At 70.8% G+C, this 17,387-nt stretch carries 11 protein-coding genes and 1 tRNA gene; 6 read left to right on the top strand and 6 right to left on the bottom strand.

Annotation, left to right across the window (positions count from 1 at the left end):
• Positions 1–56 precede the first annotated feature (56 nt).
• Positions 57–1,112, top strand: coding sequence for a sugar phosphate isomerase/epimerase family protein (locus tag ACIQU3_RS15875; protein WP_403733918.1), 1,056 nt, complete (start codon positions 57–59; stop codon positions 1,110–1,112).
• Positions 1,113–1,326: 214 nt separating this feature from the next.
• On the opposite strand, the gene ACIQU3_RS15870 is transcribed toward ACIQU3_RS15875, so the two are convergent.
• The 4 genes from ACIQU3_RS15870 to ACIQU3_RS15855 all read right to left on the bottom strand — a co-directional run bounded on the left by ACIQU3_RS15870 (position 1,327) and on the right by ACIQU3_RS15855 (position 7,921).
• Complete coding sequence (locus tag ACIQU3_RS15870) at positions 1,327–2,715, bottom strand: OFA family MFS transporter (protein WP_403925489.1); 1,389 nt, start codon at positions 2,713–2,715, stop codon at positions 1,327–1,329.
• Between the two features lie 122 nt (positions 2,716–2,837).
• Positions 2,838–4,982 (bottom strand): acetate--CoA ligase family protein, encoded by a 2,145-nt coding sequence (locus ACIQU3_RS15865; protein ID WP_403925486.1) that lies wholly within the window; start codon positions 4,980–4,982, stop codon positions 2,838–2,840.
• Positions 4,983–4,986: 4 nt separating this feature from the next.
• On the bottom strand, positions 4,987–6,228 hold the full coding sequence (frc, locus tag ACIQU3_RS15860; protein WP_403733928.1) for a formyl-CoA transferase: 1,242 nt from the start codon (positions 6,226–6,228) through the stop codon (positions 4,987–4,989).
• 10 nt (positions 6,229–6,238) lie between these two features.
• Positions 6,239–7,921, bottom strand: a complete 1,683-nt coding sequence (locus ACIQU3_RS15855; RefSeq protein WP_403925483.1) for a thiamine pyrophosphate-binding protein — start codon at positions 7,919–7,921, stop codon at positions 6,239–6,241.
• 177 nt (positions 7,922–8,098) lie between these two features.
• Between ACIQU3_RS15855 and sucC the strand changes: the two genes are divergently transcribed.
• The 3 genes from sucC (at position 8,099) to ACIQU3_RS15840 (ending at position 11,879) form a co-directional block, all read left to right on the top strand.
• Positions 8,099–9,229: an ADP-forming succinate--CoA ligase subunit beta gene (gene sucC, locus ACIQU3_RS15850; protein WP_403925481.1), complete on the top strand. Its 1,131-nt coding sequence runs from the start codon at positions 8,099–8,101 to the stop codon at positions 9,227–9,229.
• 14 nt (positions 9,230–9,243) lie between these two features.
• Positions 9,244–10,125 carry a succinate--CoA ligase subunit alpha gene (sucD, locus tag ACIQU3_RS15845; RefSeq protein ID WP_403925478.1) on the top strand — a complete coding sequence of 294 codons (882 nt, stop codon included), beginning with the start codon at positions 9,244–9,246 and terminating at the stop codon, positions 10,123–10,125.
• Positions 10,126–10,337: 212 nt separating this feature from the next.
• The gene (locus ACIQU3_RS15840) at positions 10,338–11,879 is read left to right on the top strand and encodes an aldehyde dehydrogenase family protein (protein WP_403925475.1); all 1,542 of its coding nucleotides are present in this window, start codon (positions 10,338–10,340) and stop codon (positions 11,877–11,879) included.
• A gap of 49 nt (positions 11,880–11,928) precedes the next feature.
• Here the strand turns inward: ACIQU3_RS15840 and ACIQU3_RS15835 are convergent, their stop codons facing one another.
• On the bottom strand, positions 11,929–13,260 hold the full coding sequence (locus ACIQU3_RS15835; protein WP_403925472.1) for a DUF2254 domain-containing protein: 1,332 nt from the start codon (positions 13,258–13,260) through the stop codon (positions 11,929–11,931).
• A gap of 142 nt (positions 13,261–13,402) precedes the next feature.
• On the opposite strand from ACIQU3_RS15835, the gene ACIQU3_RS15830 reads away from it, so the two are divergent.
• Positions 13,403–13,487, top strand: a tRNA-Leu gene (locus ACIQU3_RS15830).
• A 109-nt stretch (positions 13,488–13,596) separates the two neighbouring features.
• On the opposite strand, the gene ACIQU3_RS15825 is transcribed toward ACIQU3_RS15830, so the two are convergent.
• Positions 13,597–15,324, bottom strand: a complete 1,728-nt coding sequence (locus ACIQU3_RS15825) for a sigma-54-dependent Fis family transcriptional regulator (protein WP_403925469.1) — start codon at positions 15,322–15,324, stop codon at positions 13,597–13,599.
• Positions 15,325–15,611: 287 nt separating this feature from the next.
• On the opposite strand from ACIQU3_RS15825, the gene ACIQU3_RS15820 reads away from it, so the two are divergent.
• Positions 15,612–17,360 (top strand): FAD-dependent oxidoreductase, encoded by a 1,749-nt coding sequence (locus ACIQU3_RS15820; protein ID WP_403925466.1) that lies wholly within the window; start codon positions 15,612–15,614, stop codon positions 17,358–17,360.
• Positions 17,361–17,387: the final 27 nt, after the last annotated feature.

The following is a 17,387-nucleotide window of genomic DNA, read 5'->3' as shown; positions in this document are numbered from 1 at the left end:
TCACAAGTGAAGCACTCACCACTGACAACGCCCCGCGATCACGAGGAGTTCCCCGCATGAGCCGCTTCTCCCAGCCCGACCCCGAGCTCGGACACCGCCTCAGCAGACGAGGCATGCTCGGCGTCGCCGCCGGGGCCACCGCCGCCGCCCTGCTCGGCGCCGCGGCCCCCGCGACCGCCACCCCCGCGACGACGGCGACCACAGCCAGCGTCTCCGGTGCGAAGGGTCGCGGCCGCCCCGTCCTGCCGCCCGGACGCCTCGGTATCCAGCTGTACAGCCTGCGCGACAAGGTCTCCACCCTCGGCTTCGGCCCCGTCTTCGCCGAGCTGGAGCGGTACGGCTACGACGAGGTCGAGTTCGCCGGTTACACCCAGGGATCCGCCGGCCCCATCACGCTCGCCCAGCTCAAGCGGCTGGCCCGCGACCACGGCCTGAACCCGATCGGCAGCCACGTCGGCTACTACTCCGACGACCCGAACGCCTACACCTTCGCCCAGAACCTCACCAAGGTCCTCGACGACGCCCAGGCCCTCGGCCTCAAGCACATCGGCACGGCCTCGGGTCCGTTCCGCTACGGCTCGACCGTCGACGCCTGGAAGCGTGCCGCCGAGGACTTCAACACCTACGGCGCGGCGGCCAGGGCACGCGGCATGAAGTTCTACCAGCACAACCACTCCGAGGAGTTCTCCTTCGCCACCGACGATCCCAAGGTCCGCCTCTATGACGTGCTGCTCGGTCGGACCGACCCGGACCTGGTCTTCCTGGAGATGGACATCTACTGGGCGTACGTCGGCCAGTTCCGGTTCTCCAAGCGGCCCGACGGCACCCCCGCTCCGTTCGAGCCGCTGAACTACGTCCTCCGGCGGCCCGACCGCTACCCGCTCTTCCACGTGAAGGACGGCGAGAGCGACCCTTCGAACCCGTACGGCTACCGCATGACCGACGTCGGCGACGGCGACATCGACTACCAGCGCTTCATCTCGGCCGTGACCCGGCTGCGCGGTCATCGCATGGCCCACCACTGGCAGGCCGAGCACGACAACCCGGCCGAGTCGTTCACCTTCGCGCGCCGCTCCAGCGCGCACCTGCACTCCCTGAGGGAGAAGTGCTGACCGGCGTACGAGCATGAGGAGGCCCCTCCCCGCCCGGGGAGGGGCCTCCTCATGGGTGGGCCGCCTTCAGCCCACGGTCTGCGGCTGAGGAGGTCCCGGTCGTCTCGCTGAGGCGGTGGACTCGGCCGTGGGGGTCGGTCACCTCGCGGTAGGGACGGTGTGCGGCGTCGGAGGGCAAGGGGAAGTGCTGGCTTCGTACGGATCCGCCGTCATGTCAGGCTGTGTCCTCGCCGAGCGGTTGCGGGTTGGGGGAGATGCGGCGCCTTTCCTTGTCGCGGCCCGGCGGGGTGAGGAACAGCGCCACGCAACCGGCGAAGAGGGAGATGGAGCCGGCCAGGATGAAGGCACCGGGGTGCCCCCAGGCGCCGACGACCACGGCACCCATGCCGGCGCCCAGGCCGGAGACGAGCTTGGCGCTGTAGACCATGCCGTAGTTGGAGGCGTTGTTGTTCTCACCGAAGTAGTCGGCGGTCAGCGCCGCGAACATCGGGAAGATGGCACCGCCGCCGAAGCCGGAGATCGCGGAGAAGATCAGGAACAGGGTCAGGTTCTTGCTCTCGGCCGACCAGAGGATGCCGTACTGGGCGAGGCCCAGGATGAGACACACCACGAGCAGGCACCGCTTGCGTCCGTAGAGGTCCGAGAGCCAGCCGATGACACCGCGGCCCGTTCCGTTGACGACCGCTTTCAGGGACATGGCCGTGGCCACGATCCCGCCGGCGAATCCGGCCTCCTCGCCGATGTCCACCTGGAAGGCGATGCCGAAGATGTTCACGCCGGACGTGCACGCAAGGCAGAACCACATCAGGGCCACCCGGCCGGTCTTCCACGCCTCCTTGGGGGAGTACTGGCGCACCGCCGGCGGGTTCATCCGCAGCGAGCGGGCCGCGCGCGGGTCGTCCGGCGGGTTCAGGGGGTCGATCGTGGAGGGCCACCAGTTCTTCGGCGGGTCCTTGAAGAAGTAGCCGGAGCACGCGACCATGCCGGCCAGGAACACACCCACCGAGACCAGCACCCAGCGGAAGTTCGTCAGGTCCATGTAGCCGTTGAAGAGGAACACGAAGGGCACCGAGCCGTAGGCGAAACCGCCGTTGACGAAGCCGGTCTTGCCGCCCTTGCGTTCCGGATACCACTTGCCGACCATGTTGACGCAGGTGGCGTACACCATGCCGGCGCCCATGCCGCTGAACATGCTGAAGCCGATGTAGGCGAAGACCACGTGCGGTGCGAAGGCGAGGGACAGGTAGCCCATCAGGGTGCCCGTCGCGCCGAGCATCATGGCCCAGCGGGCCGGCAGTTTCCCGCTCTCCCGCAGTTTGCCCGCGGGGAAGGCCACCGCGGCCTGGAAGAAGACCCAGACGGTCATCATCCAGAAGATGTGCATGCTGTTCCAGCTGTGCGCCGTGTGCAGGGTGTCCTCGGCGGACGCGAACGCGTACTCGGCGGAGGAGATGCCCATCATGCCGATCCAGGGCAGGATCACCATCCACTTGCGCTTGCGGCCCATGATGTCGATGTCGGTCTCACCAAGGCGGTAGACGCGACCGTTCGCGTCGGTGACCTCCCGGTAGGGAACCGTGGTGGGCAGATCGGTCGTTGTCATGTCGTGTCGCACCCCTTGCGTCGAAAGATCTGGCCAGCGCCCCCTGTCCCATGCCTTTCGTGCGCGTGCGGGTCCCGGGGCCTGCCGGCGCGCACCGTCGGCAGGCCCCCCGCTCACTCACCTCATGTACCGCCCCCCAGCCGTCCCGCCTCCCGCGCCCAGCGGTACTTCGCGCCGAGCACGGCCACCGGCTTCTCGGTCGTGTACGGGTAGGCCACGACCCCGCGCTCGAAGAGGTACTGGCAGGCCTCCTCGACCTCCACGTCGCCCGCGAGCGACGCCACCACGGGCTTCTCGATCCCGCGCTCCCGGAACTCGGCCACCATGCGCGCGGTGAGCTCCGCGAAGACCATCGGAGGAGTGACGATGGTGTGCCAGTAGCCGAGGACCAGCGCGTGGATGCGCGGATCCTCCAGACCCAGCCGGATCGTCGCCTCGTACGTCGACGGCGGCTCGCCCCCGGTGATGTCCACCGGGTTGCCCGCCGCCCCGAATGGCGGGATGAACGTCCGGAACGCCTCGTCCAGGTCCGCCGGGATCTCCATCAGGGACAGGCCGTTGTCGGTCACCGCGTCGGAGAGCAGCACACCACTGCCGCCGGCACCCGTGATGATCACGACGTTGTCGCCCTTGGGTGCGGGAAGCACCGGCAACGCGCGCGCGTACTCCAGCATGTCGTTCAGCCCCGGCGCGCGGATGACCCCGGCCTGCCGAAGGATGTCGTCGTACACGGCGTCGTCGCCCGCGAGGGCCCCGGTGTGCGAACCGGCCGCCTTGGCACCGGCCGCCGTCCGCCCGGCCTTCAGCACGACCACCGGCTTCTTCGGCACGGTCGCCCGCGCGGCCTCCACGAAGGCCCGGCCGTCCTTCAGGTCCTCCAGGTGCATCGCGATGCAGTCGGTGTGCGGGTCCTCGCCGAACCAGGTCAGCAGGTCGTCCTCGTCCAGGTCCGACTTGTTGCCGAGCCCGACGATCGCCGACACGCCCGTCTTGGTGGTGCGCGCGAAGCCCAGGATGGCCATCCCGATGCCGCCCGACTGCGAGGTCAGCGCCACGCCGCCCTTGACGTCGTACGGCGTGCAGAACGTGGCGCACAGGTCCTGCCAGGTCGAGTAGTAGCCGTAGATGTTCGGCCCCAGCAGCCGTACGCCGTGCCGCTCGGCGATCTCCACGATCTCGGCCTGGAGTTCGTGCTCGCCGGTCTCCGCGAACCCGGAGGGGATGAGTACGGCGTTGGGGATCTTCTTGCGTCCCACTTCCTCCAGGGCCGAGGCCACGAACTTGGCGGGGATCGCGAAGACCGCCACATCCACCTCACCGGGAACGTCCGTGACACTCTTGTACGCCTTGCGGCCCAGAATGTCATCGGCCTTCGGGTTCACCGGGTGGATCTCGCCCGCGAAGCCCCCGTCCACGAGGTTGCGCATCACCGAATTGCCGATTTTCCTCTGCTCGTTGGAGGCGCCGATCACGGCGACCGAGCGCGGCTGCATCAACCGGCGCATCGACGCGAGGATCTCGTCGCGCGAGTACCTCCGGCGCGGTGCGGGCTGCGACTCGGCGAGGATCACCCGGATGTCGGCCGCCACGGCCCCCTCCGGCGTCGCGATCACCGGGTTGAGGTCCACCTCGGCGATCTCGGGGAAGTCCGCGACGAGTTGCGACACCCTGCGGATCTGCTCGGCGACGGCCCACCGGTCCACGCCCGCCTGGCCGCGCACCCCGCGCAGGATCTCCGCCGACCGGATCGAGTCCAGCATGGACAGCGCCTCGTCGGCGTTCACCGGCGCGAGCCGGAACGTGACGTCCTTGAGGACCTCGACGAGCACCCCGCCGAGCCCGAAGGCGACCACCTTCCCGAACGTGGGGTCCGTGACCGCGCCGACGATGACCTCCTGCCCCTTCGGCAGCAACTCCTGAACCTGCACGCCCGAGATGCGGGCATCGGCGTCGTAGGCGCGCGCGTTGTCGATGATGGTGTGGAACGCGGCCCGGACGCCGGCCGCGCCCTCGACCCCGACGATCACTCCGCCGGCGTCGGTCTTGTGCAGGATGTCCGGCGAGACGATCTTCATCACCACGGGCCCGCCGAAGCGCGCGGCGAACGCCACGGCCTCGTCGACGTCCGTCGCCAGCTCTTCGCCCGGTACGGCGATCCCGTACGCGTCGGCGATCACCTTGCCCTCGGGGGCGGTCAGTGCGGTCCGTCCCTCGGCCCGCACGGCCTCCAGGAGGGACCGCACGCGCAGGACGCGGTCTTCCGCCATCACGTCAGATCACTCCGTTCGACTTGAGCAGGCGCACTTCCTCGTCGCCGAGGCCGAGCTCGCCGACGTAGACCTCTTCGTTGTGCTCGCCGAGCAGGGGCGAACTGGTCACGTCGACAGGGGAGTCGGACAGCTTGAGCGGACTGCCGACGGTCACGAAGTCACCGCGTTCGGGGTGCGGGACGGTGACGACCATCTCGTTGGCGACGAGCGAACGGTCCTCGATGATCTCCCGGGTGGACAGGATCGGCCCGCACGGGATGTTGTGCGCGTTGAGCCGCTCCAGCACCTCCCACTTGGGCAGCGTGGAGGACCACTCCTCGATCAGCTGGAACATCTTGCCGAGCTTGGGAAGCCGCGCCTCCGGTGTGGCCCACTCCGGGTCGGCGGCCAGCTCGGGCCGGCCGATGAGCTCGCTGATCGGCTGCCAGCCGACAGGCTGCACGATGACGTACACGTAGTCGTTCGGGCCGCCCGGCGCGCACTTGACCGCCCAGCCGGGCTGGCCGCCACCGGACGCGTTCCCGGACCGGGGAACCTCGTCGCCGAAGTCCTCGTTGGGATATTCAGCGAGCGGCCCGTGTGCCAGCCGCTGCTGGTCCCGCAGCTTCACCCGGCACAGATTCAGTACAGCGTGCTGCATGGCCACGTTGACCCGCTGCCCGCGCCCGGTGCGCTCCCGTTGGAAGAGCGCGGCGAGGATGCCCGCCACGGCGTGCACACCCGTCCCCGAGTCCCCGATCTGGGCCCCCGTCGCCAGCGGTGGTCCGTCCTCGAAACCGGTGGTCGACATCGACCCGCCCATGGCCTGCGCGACGACCTCGTACGCCTTGAAGTTGGTGTACGGGCCCTCGCCGAACCCCTTGATGGAGGCGTAGACGATCCGTGGATTGATCTCCTGGATGCGGTCCCAGGTGAAGCCCATCCGGTCCACCGCGCCCGGGCCGAAGTTCTCGACCATGACGTCGGAGCGCCGGATCAGCTCGGTGAGGATCTCCTTGCCGCGCTCGGTCTTGGTGTTGAGGGTGATGCTCCGCTTGTTGCAGTTGAGCATCGTGAAGTAGAGGGAGTCGACGTCCGGGAGGTCACGCAGCTGCTTGCGCGTGATGTCGCCGGTCGGAGCCTCCAGCTTGACGACGTCCGCGCCGAGCCAGGCGAGCAGCTGGGTCGCCGACGGCCCGGACTGGACGTGCGTCATGTCCAGGACGCGGATGCCTTCGAGGGCCTTGGTGGACGGAGAAGTCATCGGGGGCACCTCACTTGTACATGGTCTGGTTCATGGTTCCGGGGGCGTACGCGTCGGGGTCGACCCAGACGTTGATCAGCGACGGCTTGCCGGACTCACGAGCGCGCAGCAGGGCCGGACCGATGTCGGCGGGCTCGCGGACCTCTTCGCCATGACCGCCCAGCATCCGGGCGAACTCGTCGTAGCGGACGTCGCCGAGGGTGTTGCCGATCCGCTCGCGGTCCTTGCCGTACTTGGCGGCCTGGCCGTACCGGATCTGGTTCATGGAGGAGTTGTTGCCGACGATGCCGACGAAGGGGAGGTCGTAGCGGACGAGGGTCTCAAAGTCCCAGCCGGTCAGGGAGAACGCGCCGTCGCCGAAGAGCGCGACGACCTCCTTGTCGGGCCGTGCCTGCTTGGCCGCGAGCACGAAGGGGACGCCGACGCCGAGTGTGCCGAGTGGGCCCGGGTCCATCCAGTGGCCGGGCGACTTGGGCTGCACGACCTGCCCGGAGAAGGTGACGATGTCGCCGCCGTCGCCGATGTAGATCGAGTCCTCGGTGAGGAAGTCGTTGATCTCGCTGACCAGTCGGTAGGGGTGGATGGGCGAGGCGTCGGACTTAAGATTCGGCAGCCGCTTCTCCAGAGCGGTCTGCTCGGCGGCCCGCAGCTCGTCCAGCCACTCCTTGCGCCGGGACGCACCGCCGTTGACGCGCCCGGAGGCCGCCTCGGTCACCGACTTCAGCACCAGCCCCGCGTCGCCCACGATGCCGAGGTCGATGTCGCGGTTCTTGCCGACGGTGCGGTAGTCGAGGTCGATCTGCACGACGGTCGCGTCCGGGGAGAGCCGCTTGCCGTAGCCCATGCGGAAGTCGAAGGGTGTGCCGACGATGACGATGACGTCGGCACCTGAGAAGGCGTACCGGCGCGAGAGCTGGAAGTGGTGCGGGTCGCCGGGCGGGAGGGTGCCGCGTCCTGCGCCGTTCATGTAGGCGGGGATGTTGAGGGTGCGGACCAGCTCGATGGCCGACTCGGTGCCCCGGGTCGTCCACACCTGGCTGCCGAGCAGGATGGCCGGCTTCTCGGCGTGCACCAGCAGGTCGGCGAGCTGCTCGATCGCCTCGGGGTCGCCGGCCGAGCGGGTCGAGGCGCGGTAGGCGCCTTCCCGCGGCACGCGCGCCTTGGCGGCCGGGACCTTCGCGTCGAGCACGTCGCGCGGAATCTCCAGGAAGGAGGGACCGGGCGCGCCGTGGAAGCACTCGCGGAACGCCATGGACACCATGTCCGCGGCGCGGGCCGTGTCCGGCACGGTCGCCGAGAACTTGGTGATGGGGTTCATCATCTCGACGTGCGGCAGGTCCTGCAGTGACCCCATCTTGTGCTGGGTGAGCGCGCCCTGACCGCCGATCAGCAGCATCGGGGACTCCGCGCGGAAGGCGTTGGCGACGCCGGTGACGGCATCCGTCGTCCCCGGACCGGCGGTGACCACCGCGCAGCCGGGCTTGCCGGTGATGCGCGCGTAACCGTCGGCGGCGTGGGCGGCGACCTGCTCGTGGCGTACGTCGACGACCTCGATGCCCTCGTCGACGCAGCCGTCGTAGATGTCGATGATGTGGCCGCCGCACAGCGTGTAGATGCGGTCGACTCCCTCGGCCTTCAGTGCCTTGGCTACGAGATGACCACCGGAGATCACGTCCTGGGTGTCGTCGGGCATGGCGAAGTCCTGTCCCTTCGTAGGGGGTTGGAGCGGCTCGCAGTACATTGCATACAGTCGACGAATACTGTATGAAGCTTGTTATCCCGCATCCGGTGGGTGGTGTCCAGGGGGTGCGCGGCATTTTCGGGGGACTGGGAGTCGCTCCCCAGAAGACACAGCAGTCAGGAGCCGGAGATGGACCTGTACGAACACCAGGCAAGGGAACTCTTCGAAGAACACGGCATCTTGGTGCCGCGGGCCGAGGTGACCGGCTCGCCCGGGGAAGCGCGCGAGATCGCCCGTCGGCTCGGTGGTCGGGTCGTGGTGAAAGCCCAGGTGAAGACCGGTGGGCGAGGCAAGGCCGGCGGCGTGAGACTGGCCGCCGATCCGGCTGCGGCGGAGCTGACCGCACGCCAGATCCTCGGCATGGACATCAAGGGTCACACGGTCGGCAAGGTCATGCTGGCCCAACCCGTCGACATCGAGGCCGAGTTCTATGTGTCCTACGTACTCGACCGCGCGGCCGGCCGATTCCTCGCGATCGCCTCGGCGGAGGGCGGCATGGAGATCGAGGAGGTCGCCGCCACGAGGCCGGAGGCAGTGGCGCGCATCCCCGTCGACCCGGCCGAGGGCGTGACCTCGGCCAGGGCCACCGAGATCGCCGACGCGGCCGGGCTGCCGGCGCAGGCCGTCGACGTCCTCGTACGCCTGTGGGACGTCCTGGTCCGCGAGGACGCCCTCCTCGTCGAGGTCAACCCGCTCGTCCGCACCAAGGAGGGCCGCATCCTGGCCCTCGACGGCAAGGTCACCCTTGACGACAACGCCCGCTTCCGGCAAGCGCGGTGGGGCGCGGACGACACGGAACACGACGACCCGCTGGAGGCGGCCGCCGCCGCGAAGGGCCTCAACTACGTCAAGCTGGACGGCGAGGTGGGCATCATCGGCAACGGCGCCGGTCTCGTCATGTCGACGCTCGACGTGGTCGCGGGATCCGGCGCGCGACCGGCCAACTTCCTGGACATCGGCGGCGGAGCGAGCGCCCGGGTCATGGCGGACGGACTGTCCGTCATCCTCTCCGACCCGGACGTGAAGTCCGTCTTCGTCAACGTCTTCGGCGGCATCACCGCCTGCGACGCTGTCGCCGACGGCATCGTGCAGGCCCTGGGAGCCGTCCGGTTGACCAAGCCGCTCGTCGTGCGCCTCGACGGCAACAGCGCGGCCCGGGGCCGAGCCGTCCTCGACGCGCACGCGCATCCGCTGGTCGAGCAGGTCACCACCATGGACGGCGCCGCCGCTCGTGCCGCCGAACTCGCCACCACGGTCTGAGGAGAGGGAACACCATGGCCATCTACCTCACCAAGGAGAGCAAGGTCCTCGTCCAGGGCATGACCGGAGGCGAGGGCATGAAGCACACGCGGCGGATGCTCGCGGCCGGCACGAACGTCGTCGGCGGCGTCAACCCGCGCAAAGCCGGGCGCACCGTCGACTTCGACGGCCGTGCCGTGCCCGTCTTCGGCTCGGTCGCCGAGGGGATGCGCACCACCGGGGCGGACGTCACCGTCGTCTTCGTGCCGCCCGCCTTCGCCCGGGCGGCCGTGATCGAAGCCGCCGACGCAGGCATCGGCCTCGCCGTCGTCATCACGGAGGGCATCCCCGTCCACGACACCGTCGCCTTCACCGCCCACGCGGAGGACAAGGGCACCCGCATCGTCGGACCCAACTGCCCGGGCCTCATCACCCCCGGCCAGTCCAACGCCGGCATCATCCCGGCCGACATCACCAAGCCGGGCCGGATCGGCCTGGTCTCCAAGTCCGGCACACTCACGTACCAGCTCATGTACGAGCTGCGCGACATCGGCTTCTCCACCTGCGTCGGCATCGGCGGCGACCCCGTCGTCGGCACCACGCACATCGACTGCCTCGCCGCCTTCGGGGACGACCCCGACACCGAACTGATCGTCCTGATCGGCGAGATCGGCGGCGACGCGGAGGAACGCGCGGCGGCGTACATCCGCGAGCACGTCACCAAGCCGGTCGTCGGCTACATCGCCGGCTTCACCGCGCCCGAGGGCAGGACCATGGGCCACGCGGGCGCGATCGTGTCCGGCTCCTCCGGCACGGCCGCCGCGAAGAAGGAGGCTCTGGAGGCCGTCGGAGTGAGCGTGGGCCGCACCCCGACCGAGACGGCGAGGCTCGTGCTCGAGCGACTCGAAGGCCGATAGCCTCACCACGCGGGCCGATCACCGGTCCGGCCGCCGGGGCGCCCACGCCGATTCCCCGCGGACCGCCGGGGCACTCACGCCGATGGTGCGGCCGATCGCCGGGCTCTCGGTCCGTTGCCGGGCCGGCACGCCGATTCACCGCCCGATCGCCGGGCCACGCCACGACGCACCCCTCCCCGCCCCCGACTGTGCACCGAGAGCGGAGCAACCCCATGGCACCCACCCTCACCCTCAAAGCCGGCACGTCCTGGACCGGCGCCTGGCGGCGCTGCCTCGCCGTAGCGCCCGAGGCCTTCCTCGACGACCGGGTCCGCAACCTCTGGAACGGCGTCTGGCAGGAGGACGGACGGGTCCTGCCCGCCGTCAGTCCGGTCGACGGCCGTCCGATCGCCGGACCGCCCCGCCTGGACGGAACCACCGCCCACAGGGCCGTGTGCGCCGCACTCGACCAGCACCGCGCCTGGCGGCACCTCCCCCTGGCGGAACGCCGGGCACGGGTCGCGGCCACCCTCGACGCCCTCGCCGAACACCGCACGCTGCTCGCGCTCCTGCTCGTCTGGGAGATCGGCAAGCCCTGGCGGCTCGCCCAGGCGGACGTCGACCGGGCCATCGACGGGGTCCGCTGGTACGTCGACGGCGTTGAACCGATGCTCGCCGGCCGTTCCCCACTGGACGGGCCGGTATCCAACATCGCCAGCTGGAACTACCCGATGAGCGTGCTCGTTCACGCATTGCTGGTCCAGGCACTGGCGGGCAACGCGGTCATCGCCAAGACCCCGACCGACGGCGGTGTCGCCTGTCTGACCCTGGCCTGCGCACTCGCCGCCCGCGAGGGAATTCCCGTGACCCTCGTCAGCGGCAGCGGACACGAGCTGTCCCAGGCCCTGGTACGGGCGCCCGAGATCGGCTGCGTCTCCTTCGTCGGTGGCCGCGACACCGGCGCCGCCGTCGCCACGGCCATCGCCGACCTGGGCAAACGACACGTGCTCGAGCAGGAAGGACTCAACACCTGGGGCATCTGGAACTACTCGGACTGGGACGCCTTCACCGCGGTGATCCCCAAGCTCTTCGACTACGGCAAACAGCGCTGTACGGCGTACCCGCGCTTCGTCGTCCAACGGCGGCTGTTCGACGCGTTCCTGGCCGCGTACCTCCCCGCGGTGCGCACGCTCAGGGTCGGGCACCCGCTCGCCGTGGAGCACGGCGACGACCCGTACCCGGAGCTGGACTTCGGGCCGGTGATCAACGCGGCCAAGGCGAAGGAGCTGCAGGACCAGGTCGCCGAGGCGATCGCACGCGGCGCGGTACCGCTGCACCGTGCCATGCCCGACGACGCCCGCTTCCTGCCCGGCCAGGACACCTCCGCATACGTCCAGCCGGTCACGCTCCTCAACCCGCCCTCGTCCTCTCCGCTGCACCACGCGGAGCCCTTCGGCCCGGTCGACACGATCGTCCTGGTCGACACCGAGGCGGAACTGCTGACCGCGATGAACGCCTCCAACGGCGCGCTGGTCGCCACCCTGTCCACGGACGACCGGGCGGCGTACGACCGGCTCGTCCCGCACATCCGCGCGTTCAAGGTCGGCCACGGCACGCCCCGCTCCCGGGGGGACCGCGACGAGTTGTTCGGTGGACTCGGGGCGTCCTGGCGCGGCGCGTTCGTCGGCGGTGACCTGCTCGTGCGTGCGGTGACACGGGGACCGGCGGGGGAGCGGCTGCCGGGGAACTTCCCGGAGTACCAGCTGCTGCCCTGACGAAAGGGGGTGTGTCCGGCGCCGGCTCGCCGCATACCGGGACCTTCGCTCAGCCGATGCCCTGCCGGTCCGGACGCAGGGCGAAGTCACGGTCCGGCGCGTTCGCCGCGGCGAGTCCGACCGCCTGCCGGAGCAGTTCGCGATGGCGCAGCAGCGGCTCGCGGCGCTCCGGCGGAGCGAGCAGGAGCAGGTCGTCGAGGCCGGCCAGCATGCGCCGGGAGACCTGCGGGTTGCCCACGGCGCATCCCCGGGTCTCGGTGAGCCCGAGATCCACCAACTCCGTCCAGCCGGGCACGGGCTGCACCAGCCGCACCGCACCGTCCCGGTCCCGGTGCAGGGCGGCGTCCAGCGGCCGCCGGCTCAGCGCGGCCAGGAACTGAACGACCCGGTCCAGCGCCTGGACGGCGGTCGTCGGATCGTTGACCGCGGGGGACAGCCCGCGCAGCGCGATGTCGGACAACTGCCGCAGCCCGAAACCGAGGTCCTGGTGGTAGGTCCGCTCCACGCCCACCGAGATCGCGTAACGCAGCACCCTGCGTGGCGGGACCGGGCCGCCGTGCACCGCGAGCACGGGCATCCCTGGCACCACGAAGTCCCCGATCCGCGGGATCAGCCGCAGCACCACCCCGTGCTTGCGCGCCACCCGCACCAACCGCGCGATGTGCACGTCCCGCAGTACCCCCGCCCGGCCCTCGTGCGGCACCCATGCGGTCTCGGTGCCGAGGTCGGGAGCGCCCTGTCCGGCCACCGGCACGGGCATCGAGGCGACCACCCGGAACGACTCCGAGGCGATCCGCGCGATCACATGGCTGATCCGCATCAGCCGCAGGGTGGCGTTCACGTACAGCACGAAGAGCAGCAGGCTCAGGGCGACCATGCAGAGGGTGAGGACGGACTGCACCAGAGGCACCGACGTGACGGCCCGGGCGTCGTCCACACTCTCGAAGCTCGTCAGGACCAGCAGCGTCAGCACGAAGGTCGCCAGGAAGACGGCGAAGGTGGCCTTGGTGATCCGGCTCCGGACGAAGAGCCGCACCACGCGTGGGGTGAACTGCCCGGTGGCCATCTGCACGGCCACCAGGGAGATGCTGAAGACCACACCGATGAAGGTCATCATCGCCGAGCCGACCGCGGTCACCACGGCCTTCGCGTCCTCCGCGAACCGCAGCAGCTCGTCGAGCGTCTCGTAGTCCCGGTCCTCGCGGAGCGCGTCGACGAGGGCCGTGTCGAGGGCCTCCGCCCCCAGCCAGACCACGAAGACACCCACCATCGCCGCGGTGGGGGCGAACCAGAACGTGTCCCGCAGATGTTCCCTGAGCGGTGACAGCGCGCGTGGCCGACGCCTCACCGACGAGCTCTGCGTAACCATCCAGTCACTCATGGTGTGACCCTAGAGGTATCGGGGCGTGAGGTCCCGGACCCCCGCCCGACATAGGGAAACGCAGGTGAAGGGCACTCCGAAAGCTTGGTATTGTTATCCGTGTCGCCGCGGGGAACACCCCTGGCAAGGCGGCAGACACCTGGTCCGGGTGGCGGAATGGCAGACGCGCTAGCTTGAGGTGCTAGTGCCCTTTATCGGGCGTGGGGGTTCAAGTCCCCCCTCGGACACAGATCAGTTCGGGCGGGTCGAGATCATCTCGGCCCGCCCGAACTGTTTGTGCAGCACCCTCATCAGGGACCCAGCGCCACGGATCAGCACCAGGATTCGGCGCCGGTATCAGCGCCGGTACTCCCGCAGCTTGCGGTACAGCGTCGCCCGGCCGATCCCCAGCGCCGTCGCCGCGCGTGCCTTGTTGCCGCCGTGGCGGCGCAGCGCCTCCAGGATGGCGGTCCGCTCGGCGTGCTCCATCGGGCTGAGCGGGCGCGCGGCCGGCCGCCCCTCCCGGACGGCGTCCGGCAGCTCCGCCCGGCGGACCGGCCCGGACCTCCGCCGCTGCTCCGCGAGGGCCCGTACGACATGGGCCAGCTCGGTGACGTTGCCGGGCCACGGGTACGCCTCCAGCGCGCGCAGGGCGTCCAGGGTCCACGTCAGCGGCGGCTGCCCGGGCGCCGGGCGGGGGGTGAGGGCCGGAAGGAGTTCCCGTATGTCCTCGGCGCGCTCCCGCAGCGGTGGCAGGGTCACCGAGCGGGCGGACAGTTTGTCCAGCAGACGCTGCAGGCAGGGACCTGCCGGGGCACCGGGCGTGTAAGTGATCAGCAGCGGAATGCCCGGGTGCTGGTCGAGCAGGGAGTTGAGCGCGGCCACGCCCGGTTGCGCGAGGCGCTCGGCGTGCCGGAGCAGGAGCGGGCGACCGGGCCGCCAGGCGGACAGGACCTGGTCGAGGCCGGGGTCCCGGGCCGCGTCGACGACCCGGGGGGAGTCCGTCGCGCAGAGTTCCCGCGCCAGCGCGGACTTGCCCGTGCCGCGCTCTCCGGTGAGCAGCAGCGGCTCCTGGGAGCGGGCGAGTCGCACGGCCTGTCCGACGGTGTGCCGCCAGGGGACCGAGGAGCCGGTCAGGGTGACGGGCGGGGGTGCGGACCTCGCCGGGGGAGCCGGGTCGTCGAGCGGCTCCAGCGCGGCCACGATCCCGATGGTCCTGCCGTCCAGACGCACCGGAGTGACCCGGGCCGTGCACCCGGCTCCCTCCGGCAGCTCCGCGCGATCCCCGGTGTCCGGGAGGTCCGCGTCCGGGGCGCCGGCCGCCTCGTGCTCGAGCGCCCCGAGCAGCTCGGGCGTCAGCAACCGCTGCGCCGCCTCACTGACCAGCCGGTTGCGGCCGTCGAGCGCGGCCACGGCCCGGTCCGGCCCGCTCGTCGCCCGTACGAAGGCGTCCAGCAGCACCCGCTCGGCCCGTCCGGCCCGTGCCCGCAGCTCCGTCTCGACCGCCGCGACCGTCGCCTCGGTGAAGGCCGCCTGCGGATGCGGGGGACCGGCGGCGCACAACCGCGTCACGGCCGTCAGAGTGCCCAGCACCTGCCCGCCCTCCGGCCCGAACACCGGGACACCGACGGCACAGACGTCCTGCCACCGGTCGAGGAAGTGCTCGGCCCCGTGCACCTCGGCCCGGGCACGGGTGCGCACGGCGAGGGCCGCGCTGTTGTTGCCCACCACCTGCTCCGACAGGACGGTGCAGGTGCCGAGCCCCGGTACGTCGCCCGCGGTCCACAGAACGCGCAGCCGCTCGTCGGTCAGGACGAGCCGCACCCCGCCCCCGGCCAGCGCGGGAACGATCCGGTCGAGCACCGGCCGGGCGGCGTCGAGCAGCGTCGACTCCCCGAGGTGCGTGACGGGTGCCGGAGGCTGCGCCAAGTCGTGCGGCACGCCGAAGAAGCGCGCCCGCCGCCACGCCGCGACGACCTCCTCCGGCACCCCCGGCGGCAGCGGACGCCCCGACAGGAACCGCTCGCGGGCGAGGCGCAGCGAGGTCCGGGCGGTGGTTGTGGGGGAGGGGTCTGTGGTGGTCACGGCACGTCCCACCGTAGCGGGTTCAGTTGAACGAGAAACAACCGCGGGTCCGGTCGCCGAACAGCTGCGGTCCCGTCGCTCAACATCTGCGCGTCCCGTCGCCGGACAACGGCGGGTCCGGCCGCCCACCAGCGGCGGGTACGGTCGCCTACCAACGGCCCGTCTCTTCCCCTCCCTTCGCGGACCACCGGGTGTCTCGTATTGAGACACCCGCGCCCGTCCCGGGCACCGCATGATCATGCACGTTCCGCATCCCGCCGCCCGAACCCCCATCGCAGGAGCGCCCCGTGGCCACCGTCGTCGAGACCGACGTCCTGATCGTGGGCAGCGGCCCGGCCGGTGCCTCGGCCGCGCTGGCCCTGAGCACCTACGGCGTCCCCAACATCGTGGTGCCCCGCCATGCGCGCCTCGCCGACACACCCCGCGCGCACATCACCAACCAGCGCACCATGGAGGTGCTGCGCGACCTCGGCGTGGAGCAGGAGGTCGTCGCGCAGGCGACCCCGCAGCACCTCATGGGCAACACGACGTTCTGCACCAGCCTGGCGGGCGAGGAGCTGGGCCGGGTGCGCTCCTGGGGCAACGACCCGCTCGTGCAGGCCGCACACGAACTCGCCGGCCCCACCCGGATGTGCGACATGCCGCAGCACCTCATGGAGCCGGTCCTCGTCAACGCCGCCGTGGCCCGCGGCACCCGGCTCCGCTTCGAGAACGAATACCTCTCCCACACCCAGGACGCCGACGGCGTCACCGCCACCGTCCGCGACCGGCTGCGCGGGGACATCTACGAGATCCGCGCCAAGTACCTGATCGGCGCCGACGGCGGACGGTCGAAGGTCGCCGCGGACGCCGGGCTGCCGATGAGAGGCCGGATGGGCGTGGCCGGCAGCGTCAACATCGTCTTCGAGGCGGACCTGAGCGCATACACCGCCCACCGCCCCTCCACCCTCTACTGGGTCCTCGCCCCGGGCGCGACGGTCGGCGGCATCGGCGCGGGCCTGGTGCGCTGTGTGCGCCCCTGGAACGAGTGGCTCATCGTCTGGGGCTACGACGTGAACGCCGGTGCCCCCGACCTGACCACCGAGTACGCCGAGTCGGTCGTCCGCAGGCTCGTCGGTGACGACGACGTCCCCGTGACCGTGAAGTCGTCCTCGGCGTGGACCGTCAACGAGATGCACGCGCAGAGCTATGCGAACGGCCGGGTCTTCTGCGCCGGCGACGCCGTCCACCGGCATCCGCCGTCCAACGGCCTCGGCTCCAACACCTCGATCCAGGACGCCTACAACCTCGCCTGGAAGCTCAAACTGGTCCTCGACGGCACCGCCCACCCGCGGCTGCTCGACACCTACACCGCCGAGCGCGCCCCGGTCGGGCGGCAGATCGTCACCCGGGCCAACCGGTCCATCCGCGAGACCGCGCCCGTCTTCGAGGCCCTCGACGGCCTCTCCCCGCAGACCCCCGAGCAACTGTGGGCCAACATCGCCGCCCGCAAGGACGCCACCGAGACCGCCGAGGAACAGCGGACCAGGCTGCGCGAGGCGATCGCCTTCAAGGTCTACGAGTTCAACGCGCACGGCGTCGACCTCAACCAGCGCTACCCCGCGGAGAGCTCTGCCGCGATCGTCCCGGACGGCACGCCCGACCCCGGCTTCACCCGAGACCCCGAACTGCACCACCAGCCGTCCAGCCGGCCCGGTGCCCGGATCCCGCACGCCTGGATCACCCGCGGCACCCGCACGCTCTCCACCCTCGACACCGTCGGCCGGGGCCGCTTCACCCTGCTGACCGGCATCGGGGGAGAGAACTGGGTGCGGGCGGCCTCGGCGCAGGACATCCCGGTCGCCACCGTGGTCATCGGCCCCGGCCAGGAGTACGAGGACCCCTACGGCGACTGGGCACGCCTGCGCGAGATCCCCGACGCCGGCGCCCTCCTCGTACGCCCGGACGGCTTCGTCGCCTTCCGCCACGCGTGCGCCGCCCCGGACGCCGGGGAACTGCTCGCGGACGCGCTGCGGCGGATCCTCGGACACGCCTGATCCGGGCCGGCGCGCGCCATGATGGAA

Source organism: Streptomyces sp. NPDC101110 (genome assembly GCF_044759525.1).
GTDB lineage: Bacteria > Actinomycetota > Actinomycetes > Streptomycetales > Streptomycetaceae > Streptomyces.
Note: the sequence above shows the minus strand (reverse complement) of the source record. Positions and strands in the feature narration are given on the sequence as shown.